Here is a 15,216-nt window from a genome sequence, read left to right on the forward strand (position 1 = left end):
AGATGGAGCCCCCCTTGCCCGAAGAAACCGGCCTCGTGGCCACCCTGCCGCGGCGCGGATGGCGCCCGTCCCGGCGCCTGGTGTGGATCGGTGCGGCGCTGCTGCTGGCGGGCGCGGCGGTGGGCGGGCTGCTGGTGTACGAGGCCCAGACGTCCCGCCTGCAGGCCCGGTTCCTCAGCCGTTACGCCGCCGGTCTGGCGCACCAGACCGCCCCGGGCGCAAGTGCCCAGATGCGTTTTCCGACCCACGGCCCGTTCGACCAGCGGCTGGGCTACACCGCCATCCCGGATGTGGTGTCCCGGCTGGCGCCGCGCGGTTTCGTGGTCACCGAACAGGCGCGTCAGAGCCCGGAGCTGCAGGCCTATCTGGACCGCGGTCTGTATGCCCCATTTACCGAAAAGATCAGGACCGGCCTGACCGTGCTGGACTGCCACCGCGAGCCGGTCTACAGCTTCCGCTACCCGTACCGGACGTTCGAGCGCTTCGAGCAGGTACCGCCGCTGGTGACCCAGGCCCTGATGTTCATCGAGAACCGCGACCTGCTCGACCCCGACCGGCCGCAGATGAACCCGGCGGTCGACTGGGTGCGCTTCACCCGCGCGGTGCTGGGCCAGCTGGCCAGCCGCATCGACGCCGACATGGACAGCCCCGGCGGCAGCACCCTGGCCACCCAGATCGAAAAGTACCGCCACTCGCCCGATGGATTCACGCAGGATGCCCGCGAAAAGCTGCGCCAGATGGCGTCGGCCTCGGTGCGCGCCTACCGGCAGGGTGCCGACACGCTGCCGGTGCGGCGCCAGATCCTGCTGGACTACCTGAACTCCGTGCCGCTGTCGGCGGCGCCTCGCCATGGCGAGGTGCACGGGCTGGGCGACGGCCTGTGGGTGTGGTTCGGGACCGACTTCGAGCGCGCGCGGACGCTGCTGACGCCCGCCCAGGGGCTCGCGGCCGACCCGGCCGAGCGGGCCCAGGTGCTGCGGCAGGTGGTGGCACTCATGGTGGCGCACCGGCGGCCGTCCTGGTACCTGGCAGAGGGCCGCGGGGAGCTCGACCGGACCACCGACGCCTACCTGCGGCTGCTGGCCGCCGAAGGCCTCATCGACGACGGCTGGCGCGACGCCGCCTTGCGGCAGCGGCTGGTGTTCCGCGACATGACCCGCCAGCCGCCTAAGCTGCCCGCCAGCCCGGGCAAGGGCACGACCGCCGCGCGCAGCCGCCTGGCCGGCTGGCTGGGCACCTCGCTCTACAACCTCGACCGGCTCGACGCCCGCCTCGACACCACGATCAACGCCCCCCTGCAGGACGCGGTGAGCGGCTACCTCGGGCGCCTGGGCGACCCCGAGTTCGCGCGCAGCCAGGGCCTGATCGGCGAGCGCCTGCTGCAGCCCGGCACGCTGGGCGCGGTGCGCTACAGCTTCACCCTGCTCGAACGCACACCCGAGGGCAACCAGGTGCGCGTGCAGACCGACACCACCAACCAGCCGCTGGACATCAACGAAGGCAGCAAGCTCGAACTGGGCTCCACCGCCAAGCTGCGGGTGCTGGCGACCTACCTGGAACTCGTTGCCGAACTGCACGCCCGCCTGGCGCCGCAGGAGCCCAGGACCCTGGGCGGCATCGCCTTCGACCGGCAGGACACGCTCACCCGATGGGCCGTGCAGCACCTCACCACCAGCCCCGACCGCAGTCTGGACGCCATGCTGGAGGCGGCGCTGGAGCGCCGGTTCTCGGCCGATCCGGGCGAGCGCTTCTTCACCGGTGGCGGCCTGCACAGCTTCAGCAACTTCAGCGCCGACGACAACACCCGCTCGCCGACGGTGCGCGAGGCCATGCAGGCCTCGATCAACCTGCCGTTCGTGCGGGTGATGCGCGAGGTGGTGCGCCACACCATGTACCAGGTGCCGGGCAGCACCGCACGCCTGCTCGAAGACGACCAGGACCCGCGGCGCAGCGCCTACCTGGCGCGCTTTGCCGACCGCGAAGGCCAGACCTTCCTGCGCCGCTTCTGGCGCAAGACCGACCAGCGAAACCCGGCCGAGTTGCGCGCCCTGCTGCTGGACGGCCTGCGCCCCACGCCCGAGCGGCTGGCCGCGGTGTTCCGCTACCTGGAGCCCGAGGCACCGGCCGAGGCGCTCGGGACCTTCCTGCACGAGCGCCTGGGCGAGAAGGCGCCCGACGCGGCGCGCGTGGCGCGCCTGCACGAGCGCTTCGCGCCCGGCGCGCTGGACCTGCCCGACCGTGGCTACGTGGCCGGCGTGCACCCGCTCGAACTCTGGCTGGTGGCCTACCGGCTGCAGCACCCCGGCGCCAGCCTGGCGCAGGCGCTGGAGGCGAGCGCCGACGAGCGGCAGGCGGTCTACGGCTGGCTGTTCCGCACCCGGGTCAAGAGTGCGCAGGACACCCGCATCTACACGCTGCTGGAAGTGGAAGCCTTCCTCGACATCCACAGCCGCTGGGCGCGGCTGGGCTACCCCTTCGGCCACCTGGTGCCCTCGCTGGCGACAGCGCTGGGCAGCTCGGGCGACCGGCCGGCGGCCCTGGCCGAGCTGATGGGCATCATCGTCAACGACGGGGTGCGCCTGCCCACCCGCCACATCACCGGCCTGCACCTGGCCGCTGACACGCCCTGGGAGACGGCGCTGGGCCGCACGGCGACGCAGGGCGAGCGCGTGATGACGCCGGAGGTGGCGCGGGCGCTGCGCAAGGCCCTGTCCGAGGTGGTGGAGCGGGGCACCGCGCGCCGCCTGTCCGGCAGCTTCAGGACCGAGGGGGGCGAGGACCTGTCGCCGGGCGGCAAGACCGGCACTGGCGACAACCGCGTGGTGGTGCGCGGGCGCGCCACGCTGGCGCTCAACCGCACCGCCACCTTCGTCTTCCACCTCGGACCGCGCTACTTCGGCAGCCTCACCGCCTATGTGGTGGGGCCGGATGCCGCGAAGTACCGCTTCACCTCGGGGCTGCCGGTGCAGATCCTGACGTCGATGGGGCCGGGCCTCATGCCCTATCTGGATGGCACCGAGGGCCGGGCCTGCCCGGTCACGCCGCGCCCTTGAAGCGCGTGAGGCTCTGGCGCCGGAACTCGGTGGGCGTCATGCCCTTGATTTCCAGAAAGCGCCGGTTGAAGTTGGCCACGTTGTTGAAGCCGACCTCGTAGCAGATGTGGGTGACCTGCTCGTCGGTGTCCATTAGCAGCTGGCAGGCGCGGCTGATGCGCACGCGGTTGACGAAGTCGGTGAAGGTGTTGCCGGTGGCCTTGCGGAAGAAGCGGCTGAACCGGCTCTCGCTCATGCCCAGTTCCGCGGCCAGCGCGCTGGCCGAGTGGTCGTCGGCCAGGTGGTCGGTGATGCGGCTGACCACGGCGTGGATCTGGTCGATGGAGGCATCGTCGTCGTCGCTCTGCAGCTGCACGCTGGAGAGCAGCCGGTAGTCGGTGCAGGCCGTGAGGTCGGCCAGGTAGTCGCAGAAGGCGGTGAGCCGGCGCAGGCCGCGCGCGTTCTTGACGCGGTGCCAGTGCCGCTCGGCCGCCTCGGACAGGCCGAAGAACTCGATGCCGTGTTTGGCGCGCTCCAGCAGGGGCAGCACCTCGCGCAGCTCGGGGATGGTTTCTGCGGCGCGGGTCAGGGGCTCGTGGGTGAACTGGATCACCAGGTCGCGCTGGGCCACGCCGCCTTCGGGCATGTCCATGGTGACCCAGTTGTGCGGCAGGCGCGGGCCGGTGAGCACCAGTTGGCCGGCCTGGAAGGGGCCGATCCAGTCGCCCACGAACACCTTGCCGCTGGTGCTTGTGATCAGGTGCAGCTCGTACTCGTCGTGGTAGTGCCAGCGCGCCAGCGGCGTCGGGAAGCCGTGGGAAAGACAGCGCACGAAGCCGACATCCGACGACAGCTCGTAGCCCAGGTCGGGCGAGCGCACGAACTCGTGTTCCAGCTCGGGCTTGAGCTGGCGCGGGGCGGTGGGCACTTTCACGGTCATGGCGGGCTCCGGCGGCGGTGGCACCTAAGTTACACCGGTTCAGGCCCTGGCGCGTTCCGCCACGAACGCCTGCACGCGGGCAAAGGCCTTGCGCAGGGTCTCGACCAGCTGCGGGTGGCCGGCCATTTCGCCCCAGAGCGTGGTGTCGGCGGCGTAGGCGGCCACCGGGTCGGCCGCGTCGCAGATGGCGTGGGCCACGGCCGGGTCCATGGCCTGGTCCTGGTAGGTGTAGGGGATCTGCCCGGCGTGCCAGCGCTGCAGGTAGGCCAGGAACAGTGCGGGCAGCAGGGCCACGCTGTCGAAGCTGCCGCCGCGGGCCAGCTGGTCGCGGATGGTGGGCGCGATCATGCCGGGGATCTTGGAGAAGGCGTCCATGGCCACGCGCTGGTTGGTGTCGGCGATGGCGGGGTTGCCGAATCGGTCGAGCACCACGTCGCGGTACTGCTCCAGGTTGATCGGGCAGGGCAGCAGAACCGGGATGGCGTCGTCGGTCACGTAGTCGTAGGCCATCTTCCGGATGGCGGCGTCGTGCGTGCCTTCGTGGATGTAGAGGTAGCCCGCCAGCGTGCCGGCCCAGGCGATGCAGCTGTGCGTGGCATTCAGCAGGCGGATCTTGGCCTCCTCGTGGGCCTGCACCGAGTTGACCATCTCGACCCCGACCTTTTCCCACTCGGGGCGACCGGCGATGAAGTTGTCCTCGATCACCCACTGGATGAAGCTCTCGCCCATGAGGGCGGCCTTGTCGTCCCAGCCGGTGGCGGCCTTGACGCGTTCGGCCACGTCGGGCGTGGGGCGGGGCGTGATGCGGTCGACCATGGCGTTGGGGCTGCGGGTGTGTTCCTGCACCCAGGCCTTGAGGGCCGTGTCCCCCAGCGCGTCGATGAACTGCAGCAGGCCGCCGCGCGAGCGTTCGCCGTTGTGGCGCAGGTTGTCGCAGTTCATCAGCGTGACGGCGCCACCGCCCGCCTTCATGCGCGCGCGCAGGATGCTGACCAGGCCGCCGTAGATGGTGTGGCCGGCCTGGCCCGCCTTCACGGCCTCCAGGTCGGCGCGCAGGTCGGGGAAGGTGGCCCAGTCGAGCCGGTTCTTCGCGTCGAGGTAGTAACCGGCTTCGGTGACGGTGAAGCTGATGATGCGCGTGGCCGGGTCGGTGCCGGTGGCGATCAGCGGCGCCAGGTCGTCCTGGTAGGGGATCACGCGCTGGATCGATTCGATGCGCGTGTAGCTGCGCTCGCCCTGGGGCGTGACGGTCTCCAGCGTGTAGCGGCCGCCCTGGGCCTGCAGGGCGGCGATGGTCTCGGCCATGTCGGGGCGCAGGTTGCCGCCGGCGATGGCCCAGCGCAGGTCGCCTTGCTGGCGCAGCTGGTGGATGTAGACGGCCTGGTGGGCGCGGTGGAACGAGCCCAGGCCCAGGTGCAGGATGAAGTTCATGGTGCGTCGGTGAAAAGGGAGCGGGTCAGAGGTCGAAATTCGTGGGCATCAGCACGACGTCGCGGATGGTCATGCCGCGCGGGCGGGTCAGCATGAACAGCAGCACCTCGGCCACCTCGGCCGCTTCGATCAGGCTGCCGCTGGCCTTGGCCTCGGCGAGTTTTTCTGCCGGCCAGTCGGACAGCAGCGAGGTGATGACCGGTCCCGGCGAGACCGAGCCGACGCGGATGCCGTGTTTGAACATCTGCCGCCGCACGGTCTGCACGAAGCAGTCGATGGCCCACTTGGACGAGGCGTAGACCGGCTCCCAGGGCGTGGGGAAGTGCGCGGCCAGCGAACTGGTGACGAGGATGTCGCCCGTGCCGCGGCCGATCATGTGTGGCAGCACGTTGTGCACGTTCTTCATCACCACGTTCACGTTGAGGTTCAACATGCGGTCGATGGCTTCGGGCGTGGTGTCCAGCAGGTCGCCACCGACGTAGAGGCCCGCGTTGGCGTGGAAGATGTCCAGCTGGCCCAGCAGCGCCAGCGTGTGTTCGAGCAGGCGGTTGCACTGCGCGGGGTCCAGGAGGTCCATCACCAGGGGCAGGGCGTTCGCGCCGATGGCGGCGCAGGCCTTGTCCAGCGCCGCGGCATCGCGGTCGATCAGCACCACGCGGGCGCCGGCATCGGCCAGGGCCTTCGCGCTGGCGAAACCGATGCCCGAGGCCGCGCCGGTGACGGCGGCGGTCTTGCCCTGGAGAGCTTGTGAGGAAGCCATGGCGTCAGGCGGCCCGTGCGGCGACCACGCGGCCGGCGGTGTCGAACCAGTGGGCCTGCGAGGCGTCGATGTCCAGGCTCACCGCATCGCCCGCGTGCAGGCCGGTGCGCTCGTTCTGGCGCGCCACGAACTGCGCGCCGTTGGGCGTGCTCACGTAGATCAGGGTCTCGGCGCCCAGGGCCTCGACCAGGTCCACCTGGCCGCTCACCGGCGTGCTGCCGGTGCTGCGCACGCTCACGTTCTCCGGCCGCAGGCCGATGGCGCCACCCACGGCGCCGGCGGGCGCCTGCTGGGCCACCACGGCGGGCACCTGCTGCAGCGGCACCACGTTCATCTGCGGCGTGCCGATGAACTGGGCCACGAACTGGTTGGCGGGCCGGTCGTACAGCTCCAGCGGCGTGCCCACCTGTTCGATGACGCCGTCGCGCAGCACGACCACCTTGTCGGCCAGCGTCATGGCCTCCACCTGGTCGTGCGTCACGTAGATGGTGGTGGCGCCCAGGTCGCGGTGCAGCTTGGCGATCTCCACCCGGGTCTGGCCGCGCAGCGCGGCGTCCAGGTTGGACAGCGGCTCGTCGAACAGGAAGACCTTGGGCGAGCGCACGATGGCGCGGCCGATGGCCACGCGCTGGCGCTGGCCGCCCGAGAGTTCCTTGGGCGTGCGCTGCAGGTACTGCGTGAGGTTGAGGATGCGCGCGGCGTTCTGCACCTTCTCGTCGATCACCTTGGGGTCGACCTTGGCCAGCTTGAGCGCGAAGCACATGTTCTCGTAGACGCTCATGTGCGGGTACAGCGCGTAGCTCTGGAACACCATCGCCAGGTCGCGCTTGGAGGAGGGGGCGTGCGTGATGTCCTTGCCGTCGAGCACCAGACTGCCGCCGTCGATGTGTTCGAGCCCGGCGATCAGGCGCAGCAGCGTGGACTTGCCGCAGCCGGACGGCCCGACGAAAACGATGAACTCGCCCTTTTCGATGGACAGGTCGATGCCCTTGATGGCGCGGTTCTCGCCGAAGAACTTTTCAATGCCTTGGAGTTGCAGGTAGGCCATGGTGGTCTCTTGTCTCTCTTGAATGGGGTTACTTCACAGCGCCGAACGTGAGGCCCTGGACGAGCTGCTTCTGGCTGAACCAGCCAAAGACCACGATGGGGGCAATGGCCATGAGCGAGGCGGCGGACAGCTTGGCCCAGAACAGGCCTTCGGGGCTGGAGTAGCTGGCGATCAGCGTGGCCAGCGTGCCGGCCTTGGCCGAGCTGAGGTTGAGCGACCAGAAGGCCTCGTTCCAGCTCAGCACCAGGCACAGCAGGCCGGTGGAGGCCAGGCCGCCCATGCCCAGCGGCAGCAGCACCTTGGTGGCCTCCTGCCAGAGGGTGGCGCCGTCCATGCGCGCGGCCTCCAGGATCTCGTGCGGGATCTCCTTGAACGAGGAGTACAGCATCCAGACCATGATGGGCAGGTTGGACAACGTGAACACGATGATCAGGCCCAGCTGCGTGTCCAGCAGCTGGCTCTTCTGCGCCATCACGTAGATGGGCACCAGGGCGCCCACCGCCGGCATCATCTTGGTGGAGAGCATCCACATCAGGATGTCCTTGTCGCGCTGGCCCTTGTGGAAGGCCATGGCGTAGGCCGCGGGGGCGGCGATGGCCAGGCCCAGCAGGGTGGATACCACGCTGGTGACCACCGAGTTCCAGGCGTAGTGCAGGTAGTCGCTGCGTTCCTGCACCTCGTGGAAGTTTTCCAGTGTGGGCGAGAAGAACAGCTCGGGCGGCACCGCGATGGCCTGCAGCTCGGTCTTGAACGCTGTCAGCAGCAGCCAGCCCAGCGGGAAGAACAGCAGCAGGGCCACGGCCCAGGCGGCCACGGTGCGCACCGCGTAGGCGGGGGTGAAGGTGGATTGACGTGCCATGGGATGGGCCTTATTTGTCGAGGTTCTTGCCGACCATGCGGATCAGGAAGATCGCGGCGATGTTGGCCAGCACGACGGCGAACAGGGCACCGGCCGAGGCCACACCGGCGTCGAAGTTCAGCAGCGCCTGCTTGAAGATCAGGAAGGCCACGTTGGTGCTGGCGTCGCCCGGGCCGCCACCGGTGGTGGTGTAGATCTCGGCGAAGACGCTGAGCAGGAAGATCAGCTCGATCATCACGACCACGGCCACCGAGCGGCCCAGGTGCGGGATGTAGAGGTAGCGCAGCTGCTGGCCGTAGGTGGCGCCGTCCATGCGCGCGGCTTCCAGCTGCTCGCGGTCCATGCTCTGCAGCGCGGTCATGAAGATCAGCGTGGCAAACGGCAGCCACTGCCAGCTCACCATCACGATCACCGAGAACAGCGGGTGGTCGGTGAGCCAGTCCACCGGCGCGGCGCCGAAGAAGGCCCAGACCTGGGCCAGCACGCCGTAGATCGGGTTCATCATCATGTTCTTCCACATCAGCGCGTTGACCGTGGGCATGACGAAGAAGGGCGAGATCAGCAGCACGCGCACGATGCCGCGGCCGGCGAAGGGCTCGTTGATCAGCAGGGCGATGGCCACGCCCAGGATCACGGTGATCAGGATCACGCTGCCCAGCAGCAGGATGGTGTTGATCACCGAGGTCGTGAACGACGGATCGGTCACGAAGTATTCGAAGTTCTCCAGCCCGACGAAGCCGCTCTGGTCGGGCTGCATCAGGTTGTAGCGGATGACGGAGAAATAGATCGTCATCACCAGCGGCACGATCATCCACAGGAAGAGCGTGGCCACCGCGGGCGTCAGCAGCAGACGCGGCAGGGTGCGCGATGTGGGGCGGTTCATGGCCATGGACGTGAGAGGGGAAAACCCCTCCCCCGCGGGCGGGGGAGGGGGCGGTCAGACCGGGTGGGGCCTGCGGTGGCTTACTTGTAGTAGCCGGCCTTCTTCATCTCGCGTTCGGCGGCGACCTGCGAGGCCTTGAGCGCGTCGTCCACGCTGGTCTTGCCGGCGAGCGCGGCGCTCATCTGCTGGCCCACGGCGATGCCGATGGACTGGAACTCCGGAATGGCGGCGAACTGCACGCCGACATACGGGCTCTTGGGCAGGGTCGAGTCGGTCGGGTTGGCCGATTCGATGGCCTTGAGCTCGGCCGCGGCGAAGCGGGCAGCCTTCTGGAACTCCGGCGAGGCGTAGGTGCTCTTGCGGGTGCCGGTGGGCACGTTGGCCCAGCCGTTGGTCTTGGCGACCAGCTGGATGTATTCCTTGCTGGTGGCCCAGGTCACGAACTTCTGGGCGGCGTCGACCTTCTTCGAACCGGCGGGGATGGCCAGGTTCCAGGACCACAGCCAGTTCGCGCCCTTGGGCGTCACGGCGGTGGGGGCCTGGGCGAAGGCCATCTGGTCGGCCACCTTCGACTGCTTGGGGTCGCTCACGAAGGAGGCGGCGATGGTCGCGTCGATCCACATGCCGCACTTGCCCGAGTTGGTCAGCGCCAGGATCTCGTTGAAGCTGTTGTTCGACGAGCCGGGCGGGCCGTAGTTCTTCAGCAGGTCGACGTAGAAGGTGATGGCGTCCTTCCAGGGCTTGCTCTCCAGCTGGGGCTTCCAGCTCATGTCGAACCACTGGCCGCCGTGGGTGTTGACCAGGGTGGACAGGAAGGCCATGTTGTCGCCCCAGCCCGGCTTGCCGCGCAGGCAGATGCCGTAGGTGTTGGGCGGGTTGTGGATCTTGGCGGCCAGCGCCTTGATGTCGGTCCAGGTCGGGTTGTCGGCGACCTTGATGCCGGCCTTGTCGGCCAGGTCCTTGCGGTACATCAGCATGGACGATTCGCCGTAGAACGGGGCGGCGAACAGCTTGCCGTCCACCGTCAGGCCGCCGCGCACCGCGGGCAGCAGGTCGTCCACGTCGTAGGCGGCGTCGGTCTTGAGCTCGGTGAGCCAGCCTTTCTTGCCCCAGATCGGCGCCTCGTACATGCCGATGGTCATGATGTCGAACTGGCCGCCCTTGGTGGCGATGTCGGTCGTCACGCGCTGGCGCAGCACGCCTTCTTCCAGCGTCACCCACTTGAGCTTGATGTCGGGGTTGGCGGCTTCGAAGTTCTTCGAGAGCTTCTGCATCTCGATCATGTGGCCGTTGTTCACGGTCGCGATCACGAGTTCGGTGGCGGCGTTGGCGCCCGCGGCGGCCAGCAGGCCGGCGGCGAACACGGTGGCAAGGCGGAATTTCACAGGGTGTCTCCTGAGGTGGGTGGTGGCGTTCGTCCAGGTTCAACGGTGTCTGAAACCGTGGACCGGATTCTGGGCACCTTCTGACCCGCGGTTTGTACGCAAATCGGCCAGATATGTACTTGCTTGCGTTATCAGGCTGGGATTTACCCTAGGTGCCGGCAAAAAGTATGTGCGACCTGCAAAGCGGTACTTCGCGGGTGCAGCAAGGTATCGAAAAGGCTCAGGTGGAGGCGCGCAGCCGCAACTCGAAACCCAGGTCCACCGAATGGCGGGCGGGCGTGTCGCCGCGCATCAGGCTCAGCAGCATCTGCGCGCTGGCCTCGCCGATGGCGCCGCGCGGTGTGGCCACGGTGGTCAGCGGCGGCAGCATCTGGTCGCTGCCCGAGAGGTCGTTGAAGCCCGCCACCGCCAGCCGCTGCGGCACGGCCACGCCCAGGCGCAGCGCGGCCAGCAGCCCGCCCTGGGCCAGGTCGTCGTTGCAGAAGAAGACGGCGTCGCAGCCGGGCTGCTCGCGCAGCAGCCGCTCCAGCAGTTCTCCGCCCAGGGCCATCGACGAGGGCCGCGGATCGAGCCACTCCAGCGCCGGGTCGTACAGGCCCGCGGCCCGCAGCGCACGGCGGTAGCCCTCGGCGCGCTGCAGGGTGCGCGGGTCGAGCTGGGCGGCGACGAAGGCGATGCGGCGCCGGCCGCGGTCCAGCAGGTGGCGGGTGATGGCCTCGCCCGCATCGCGCTGCGAGAAACCCACGCAGTACTGCGCCGGGTCGGTGGACAGTTCCATCAGGTGCACACAGGGCACGCCGCTGTGCGCCATCAGTTCGCGCGTGGCGGCGTTCTGGTCGATGCCGGTCACCAGCAGACCGGCGGGCCGGTGCTGCAGCTGTTCGCGCAGCAGCTGTTCTTCCTCGTCGGGGCTGTAGTGGGTGATGCCGATCAGCGTCTGGTAGCCGGCCGGTCGCAGCGTGCGCTGCACCGCCTCGAGCAGGTCGACGAACAGGGCGTTGGACAGCATCGGAATCAGCACCGCCACATGCGAGCCGTGGCGCGAGGCCAGGGCGCGCGCCGCCGGGTCGGGCACGTAGCGCAGCTGCTGCGCCGCTTCCTTGACCCGCGCCGCCAGCACCGGGTCCACGGTGCGCTCGCCGCGCAGGGCGCGCGAGACGGTGATCGGGCTCACGCCCGCCAGTGCCGCAACGTCGGCCAGGGTCACCCGGCCGGTGGCGCGGGGGCGGGAAGGAGGCGGCGGTGGGGCGGGTGGCATCAGGGTTTGTCCGGGTGTCGGCGAAGAATCATAGCCGTAAGATAGCGCTATCTCAAAGGGGCGGACACCCTCGAAAACCCGAGCCGCCACCAAGCCCGGCCTGGCCACAGGCCGTTTTTTCTTCCGACAAAAGATAGCGCTATCTCAAGCATGAACATGGTTCAAAATGCGTCGCTGGTGATCATGGGCGTGGCCGGTTGCGGCAAGTCCAGCCTGGGCGCCGGTCTGGCCCAACGCCTCGGGCTGCCGCTGATCGAAGGCGACGACCACCACAGCCCTGCGAGCCGGCAGAAGATGCGCGAAGGCATCGCCCTGACCGACGCCGACCGCGCCGGCTGGCTGGCGACCCTGGCCGGCCTGCTGGCCCGTTCGCCCGGTGGCGTGGTGCTGACCTGCTCGGCCCTGCGGCGCGCCTACCGCGACCAGCTGCGCGCCGCGGCCCCGGGCCTGCGCTTCGTCTTCATCGACATCACCCCGGCGCTGGCCAGCGAACGCGTGGCCGCGCGCTCGGCGCACTTCTTCAACACCGCACTGGTGGACAGCCAGTTCGCCACGCTGGAATCGCCGGTGGGCGAGCCCGGCGTGCTGCGCGTCGACGCGGCCGAGCCCCTGCCGCAACTGCTGGACCAGGCCGCCGCCTGGGCCGCCGCCCCGTCCCCCAGCCAGGAGGCCGCATGAACACGCCCGACCAACCCAAGGCGCATCCCCTGCAGCGCGCGGCCCAGACCCTGATGGCCGTGTGCCTGGCCGTCATGGCCTGTTCCGTCTTCCTCAACGTGGTGCTGCGCTACGGCTTCGGCAGCGGCGTGGCCGCCAGCGAGGAACTCTCGCGCCTGCTGTTCGTCTGGATGGTGTTCCTCGGCGCCGCCGCGGCCTACCCGGCCGGCGAGCACATGGCCTTCACCAGCCTGGTGGGTCTGCTGCGCCGCCGTCCGCTGGCTTTCAAGGCCGCCACGCTGCTGATCCGCCTGCTGGTGCTGCTGGCCTGCGTGCTGCTGGGCCGGGGCGCCTGGCAGCAGGTGGTGGTGGGCATGGACAGCCACTCGGTGGTGCTCAAGGCGCCGGCCGCGCTGCTGCCGCTGCCTGCGCTGCTGTGCGCCATTGCCATCGGCGCGATGGTGGTGTGGGAAATCATCAAGGCCAAGCCGCTGGACCTCGGCCACGGCGTGGACGTGGAGTGACGCGATGAGCCTCGAAGCACAAGCCTTCATCGTCTTCGTCCTCGGCATGCTGGTGCTCATGGGCATCGGCATGAACATGGCGTTCGCCCTGCTGCTCACCGGCGCCGCCATGGCCTGGGTGATGGACTTCTTCGACACCCAGCTGCTGGCGCAGAACATGGTGGCCGGTGTGGACAGCTTCCCGCTGCTGGCCGTGCCCTTCTTCATCCTGGCCGGCGAGCTGATGAACAGTGGCGGCATCAGCCGGCGCATCATCGAAATGGCGCAGACCTGGGTCGGCCACATCCGCGGCGGCCTGGGTTTCGTGGCCATCGGCGCGGCGGTGCTGATGGCGTCCATGAGCGGCTCGGCCCTGGCCGACACCGCGGCGCTGGCCACCATCCTGCTGCCCATGATGCGCGAGCACGGCTACCCCATGCACCGCTCGGCCGGGCTGATCGCCTCGGGCGGCATCATCGCGCCCATCATCCCGCCGTCCATGCCGTTCATCATCTACGGCGTCACCACCAACACCTCCATCTCGGCGCTGTTCCTCTCGGGCATCGTGCCGGGTCTGATGATGGGCGCCGCGCTGATCGTCACCTGGAAGATCGTGCTCAAGGGCATGAACCTGCAGGACAACCCACCGGTGCCGATGGCCGGCCGTCTGCGCGCCACGGCCCGCGCGTTCTGGGCGCTGCTGATGCCGCTGATCATCATCGGCGGCATGAAGAGCGGCGTGTTCACGCCCACCGAGGCCGCCGTTGTGGCCGCGTTCTACGCGCTGGTGGTGTCGCTGTTCATCCACCGCGAGATGAAGATCGGCGCCCTGCACGGTGTGCTGGTGCGCGCCGCGCGCACCACCGCGGTGGTGATGTTCCTCTGTGCCGGCGCCCAGGTGGCCAGCTACATGATCACGCTGGCCGACCTGCCCGGTGTGCTGGGCGGCTGGCTGGGGCCCCTGGTGGAGAACCCGCGCCTGCTGATGGCCGTGATGATGATCGTGCTGGTGCTGATCGGCACCGCACTCGACCTCACGCCCACCATCCTGATCTTCGCGCCGGTGATGCTGCCCATCGCCGTCAAGGCCGGCATCGACCCGGTGTACTTCGGCCTGATGTTCGTGCTCAACGGCGCCATCGGCCTCATCACGCCGCCCGTGGGCACCGTGCTCAACGTGGTGGCCGGCGTGGGCCGCCTGCCCATGCACCAGGTCATCAAGGGCGTGAACCCCTTCCTGCTCAGCTACACGCTGGTGCTGGCCCTGTTCGTGTTGTTCCCGCAGATCGTCACCGCCCCCGTGGCGTGGATGCGCTGATCCGTTCGTCCGATTTTTCACCCAAGGAGACTGTCATGTCCATGTTCCGCCGCACCCTGATCGCCGCCACCGCCGTGGCCGCCTTCGCCGCCCCGTTTGCCAGCTTCGCGCAGGACATCAAGCCGCGCCTGATCCGCTTCGGCTACGGCCTCAACGAAGACTCCAACCAGGGCCGCGCCGTCAAGCTGTTCGCTCAGGAAGTCGAGAAGGCCTCGGGCGGCAAGATGAAGGTGCGCGCCATCGGCGCCGCCGCGCTCGGCTCCGACGTGCAGATGCAGCAGGCCCTGATCGGCGGCGCGCAGGAAATGATGGTCGGCTCCACCGCCACCCTGGTGGGCATCACCAAGGAAATGGCGATCTGGGACACGCCCTTCCTGTTCAACAACGCCAAGGAAGCCGACACCGTGCTCGACGGCCCGGTGGGCCAGAAGGTGATGGACAAGCTGCAGGAGAAAGGCCTGGTCGGGCTGGTGTACTGGGAGAACGGCTTCCGCAACCTGACCAACAACAAGCAGCCCGTGGCCAAGCTGGAAGACCTGAACGGCATCAAGCTGCGCGTGATGCAGAACGACGTCTTCCTCAACAGCTTCAAGACCCTGGGCGCCAACGCCATCCCGCTGCCGTTCTCCGAGCTGTTCACCGCGCTGGAGACCAAGACCGTCGACGGCCAGGAGAACCCCTACAACACCATCCTGTCGAGCAAGTTCTACGAGGTGCAGAAGTACCTGACCGTGACCAACCACGTCTACAGCCCCTGGATCGTCACCGTGAGCAAGAAGTGGTGGGACGGCCTCTCCAAGGACGAGCAGAAGGTGCTGGCCGACGCCGCGAAGAAGAGCCGCGACTTCGAGCGCCAGGACACCCGCGCCGAAGCCGCCAAGGCCCTGGGCGACCTCAAGGCCAAGGGCATGCAGGTCAACGAACTCAGCCCGGCCGAAGCGAACCGCATGCGCGAGAAGCTGGGCGCCGTCAACGCCAGCATCGCCGCCAACGTGGGCGAGGCGCTGTGGAAAGACACGCAGGCTGCTGTGGCCGCTGCGCGCAAGTGAATGTCTCCGGCGCCCGCCAGCCGGCGGGCGTTTTTCCCAAGCCGGTCTTGCCCCAGACCGGCTTTTTTGTTTTCATGGGGCCCCTCATTCGCC

Annotated in this window: 13 protein-coding genes; 5 read left to right on the top strand and 8 right to left on the bottom strand. The window is 68.8% G+C overall.

The features are described 5' to 3' along the window. Positions 1–14: 14 nt before the first annotated feature. Positions 15–3,053: a transglycosylase domain-containing protein gene (locus tag HPF_RS24050; RefSeq protein WP_207959335.1), complete on the top strand. Its 3,039-nt coding sequence runs from the start codon at positions 15–17 to the stop codon at positions 3,051–3,053. Here the strand turns inward: HPF_RS24050 and HPF_RS08660 are convergent. From HPF_RS08660 to gntR, 8 genes are all read right to left on the bottom strand, one after another. Then, the gene (locus HPF_RS08660; RefSeq protein ID WP_133156345.1) at positions 3,037–3,972 is read right to left on the bottom strand and encodes an AraC family transcriptional regulator; all 936 of its coding nucleotides are present in this window, start codon (positions 3,970–3,972) and stop codon (positions 3,037–3,039) included. The two genes, HPF_RS24050 and HPF_RS08660, sit on opposite strands and share 17 nt — an antisense overlap. 39 nt (positions 3,973–4,011) lie before the next feature. Continuing rightward, positions 4,012–5,403 (bottom strand): D-arabinitol 4-dehydrogenase, encoded by a 1,392-nt coding sequence (gene dalD, locus HPF_RS08665; RefSeq protein WP_133156346.1) that lies wholly within the window; start codon positions 5,401–5,403, stop codon positions 4,012–4,014. 25 nt (positions 5,404–5,428) lie between these two features. After that, positions 5,429–6,163: an SDR family oxidoreductase gene (locus HPF_RS08670; RefSeq protein WP_133156347.1), complete on the bottom strand. Its 735-nt coding sequence runs from the start codon at positions 6,161–6,163 to the stop codon at positions 5,429–5,431. A gap of 4 nt (positions 6,164–6,167) precedes the next feature. Beyond that, positions 6,168–7,211 (bottom strand): ABC transporter ATP-binding protein, encoded by a 1,044-nt coding sequence (locus HPF_RS08675; protein ID WP_066150639.1) that lies wholly within the window; start codon positions 7,209–7,211, stop codon positions 6,168–6,170. A gap of 28 nt (positions 7,212–7,239) precedes the next feature. Continuing rightward, entirely contained in the window at positions 7,240–8,070 is an 831-nt protein-coding gene (locus tag HPF_RS08680; protein ID WP_127803660.1) for a carbohydrate ABC transporter permease, read from the bottom strand. Positions 8,071–8,080: 10 nt separating this feature from the next. Further along, positions 8,081–8,953: a carbohydrate ABC transporter permease gene (locus tag HPF_RS08685; RefSeq protein WP_133156348.1), complete on the bottom strand. Its 873-nt coding sequence runs from the start codon at positions 8,951–8,953 to the stop codon at positions 8,081–8,083. An 80-nt stretch (positions 8,954–9,033) separates the two neighbouring features. Further along, the gene (locus HPF_RS08690; protein ID WP_243721763.1) at positions 9,034–10,236 is read right to left on the bottom strand and encodes an ABC transporter substrate-binding protein; all 1,203 of its coding nucleotides are present in this window, start codon (positions 10,234–10,236) and stop codon (positions 9,034–9,036) included. A gap of 322 nt (positions 10,237–10,558) precedes the next feature. Beyond that, complete coding sequence (gene gntR, locus HPF_RS08695; RefSeq protein WP_133156350.1) at positions 10,559–11,596, bottom strand: HTH-type transcriptional regulator GntR; 1,038 nt, start codon at positions 11,594–11,596, stop codon at positions 10,559–10,561. A gap of 150 nt (positions 11,597–11,746) precedes the next feature. On the opposite strand from gntR, the gene HPF_RS08700 reads away from it, so the two are divergent. From HPF_RS08700 to HPF_RS08715, 4 genes are read left to right on the top strand one after another with little or no spacing between them, the layout of a single operon-like run. After that, on the top strand, positions 11,747–12,274 hold the full coding sequence (locus HPF_RS08700) for a gluconokinase (protein ID WP_243721708.1): 528 nt from the start codon (positions 11,747–11,749) through the stop codon (positions 12,272–12,274). Further along, the gene (locus tag HPF_RS08705) at positions 12,271–12,777 is read left to right on the top strand and encodes a TRAP transporter small permease (RefSeq protein WP_066150648.1); all 507 of its coding nucleotides are present in this window, start codon (positions 12,271–12,273) and stop codon (positions 12,775–12,777) included. The genes HPF_RS08700 and HPF_RS08705 overlap by 4 nt, the downstream gene beginning before the upstream one ends. Before the next feature lie 4 nt (positions 12,778–12,781). Beyond that, a complete protein-coding gene (locus HPF_RS08710; RefSeq protein ID WP_066150650.1) occupies positions 12,782–14,074 on the top strand; it encodes a TRAP transporter large permease in 1,293 nt (430 codons plus the stop codon). A 35-nt stretch (positions 14,075–14,109) separates the two neighbouring features. Next, complete coding sequence (locus HPF_RS08715; protein WP_066150652.1) at positions 14,110–15,123, top strand: TRAP transporter substrate-binding protein; 1,014 nt, start codon at positions 14,110–14,112, stop codon at positions 15,121–15,123. The last annotated feature ends 93 nt before the right edge of the window (positions 15,124–15,216 follow it).

It is taken from the genome of Hydrogenophaga pseudoflava (genome assembly GCF_004353865.1).
Taxonomy (GTDB): Bacteria; Pseudomonadota; Gammaproteobacteria; order Burkholderiales; family Burkholderiaceae_C; genus Hydrogenophaga; species Hydrogenophaga pseudoflava.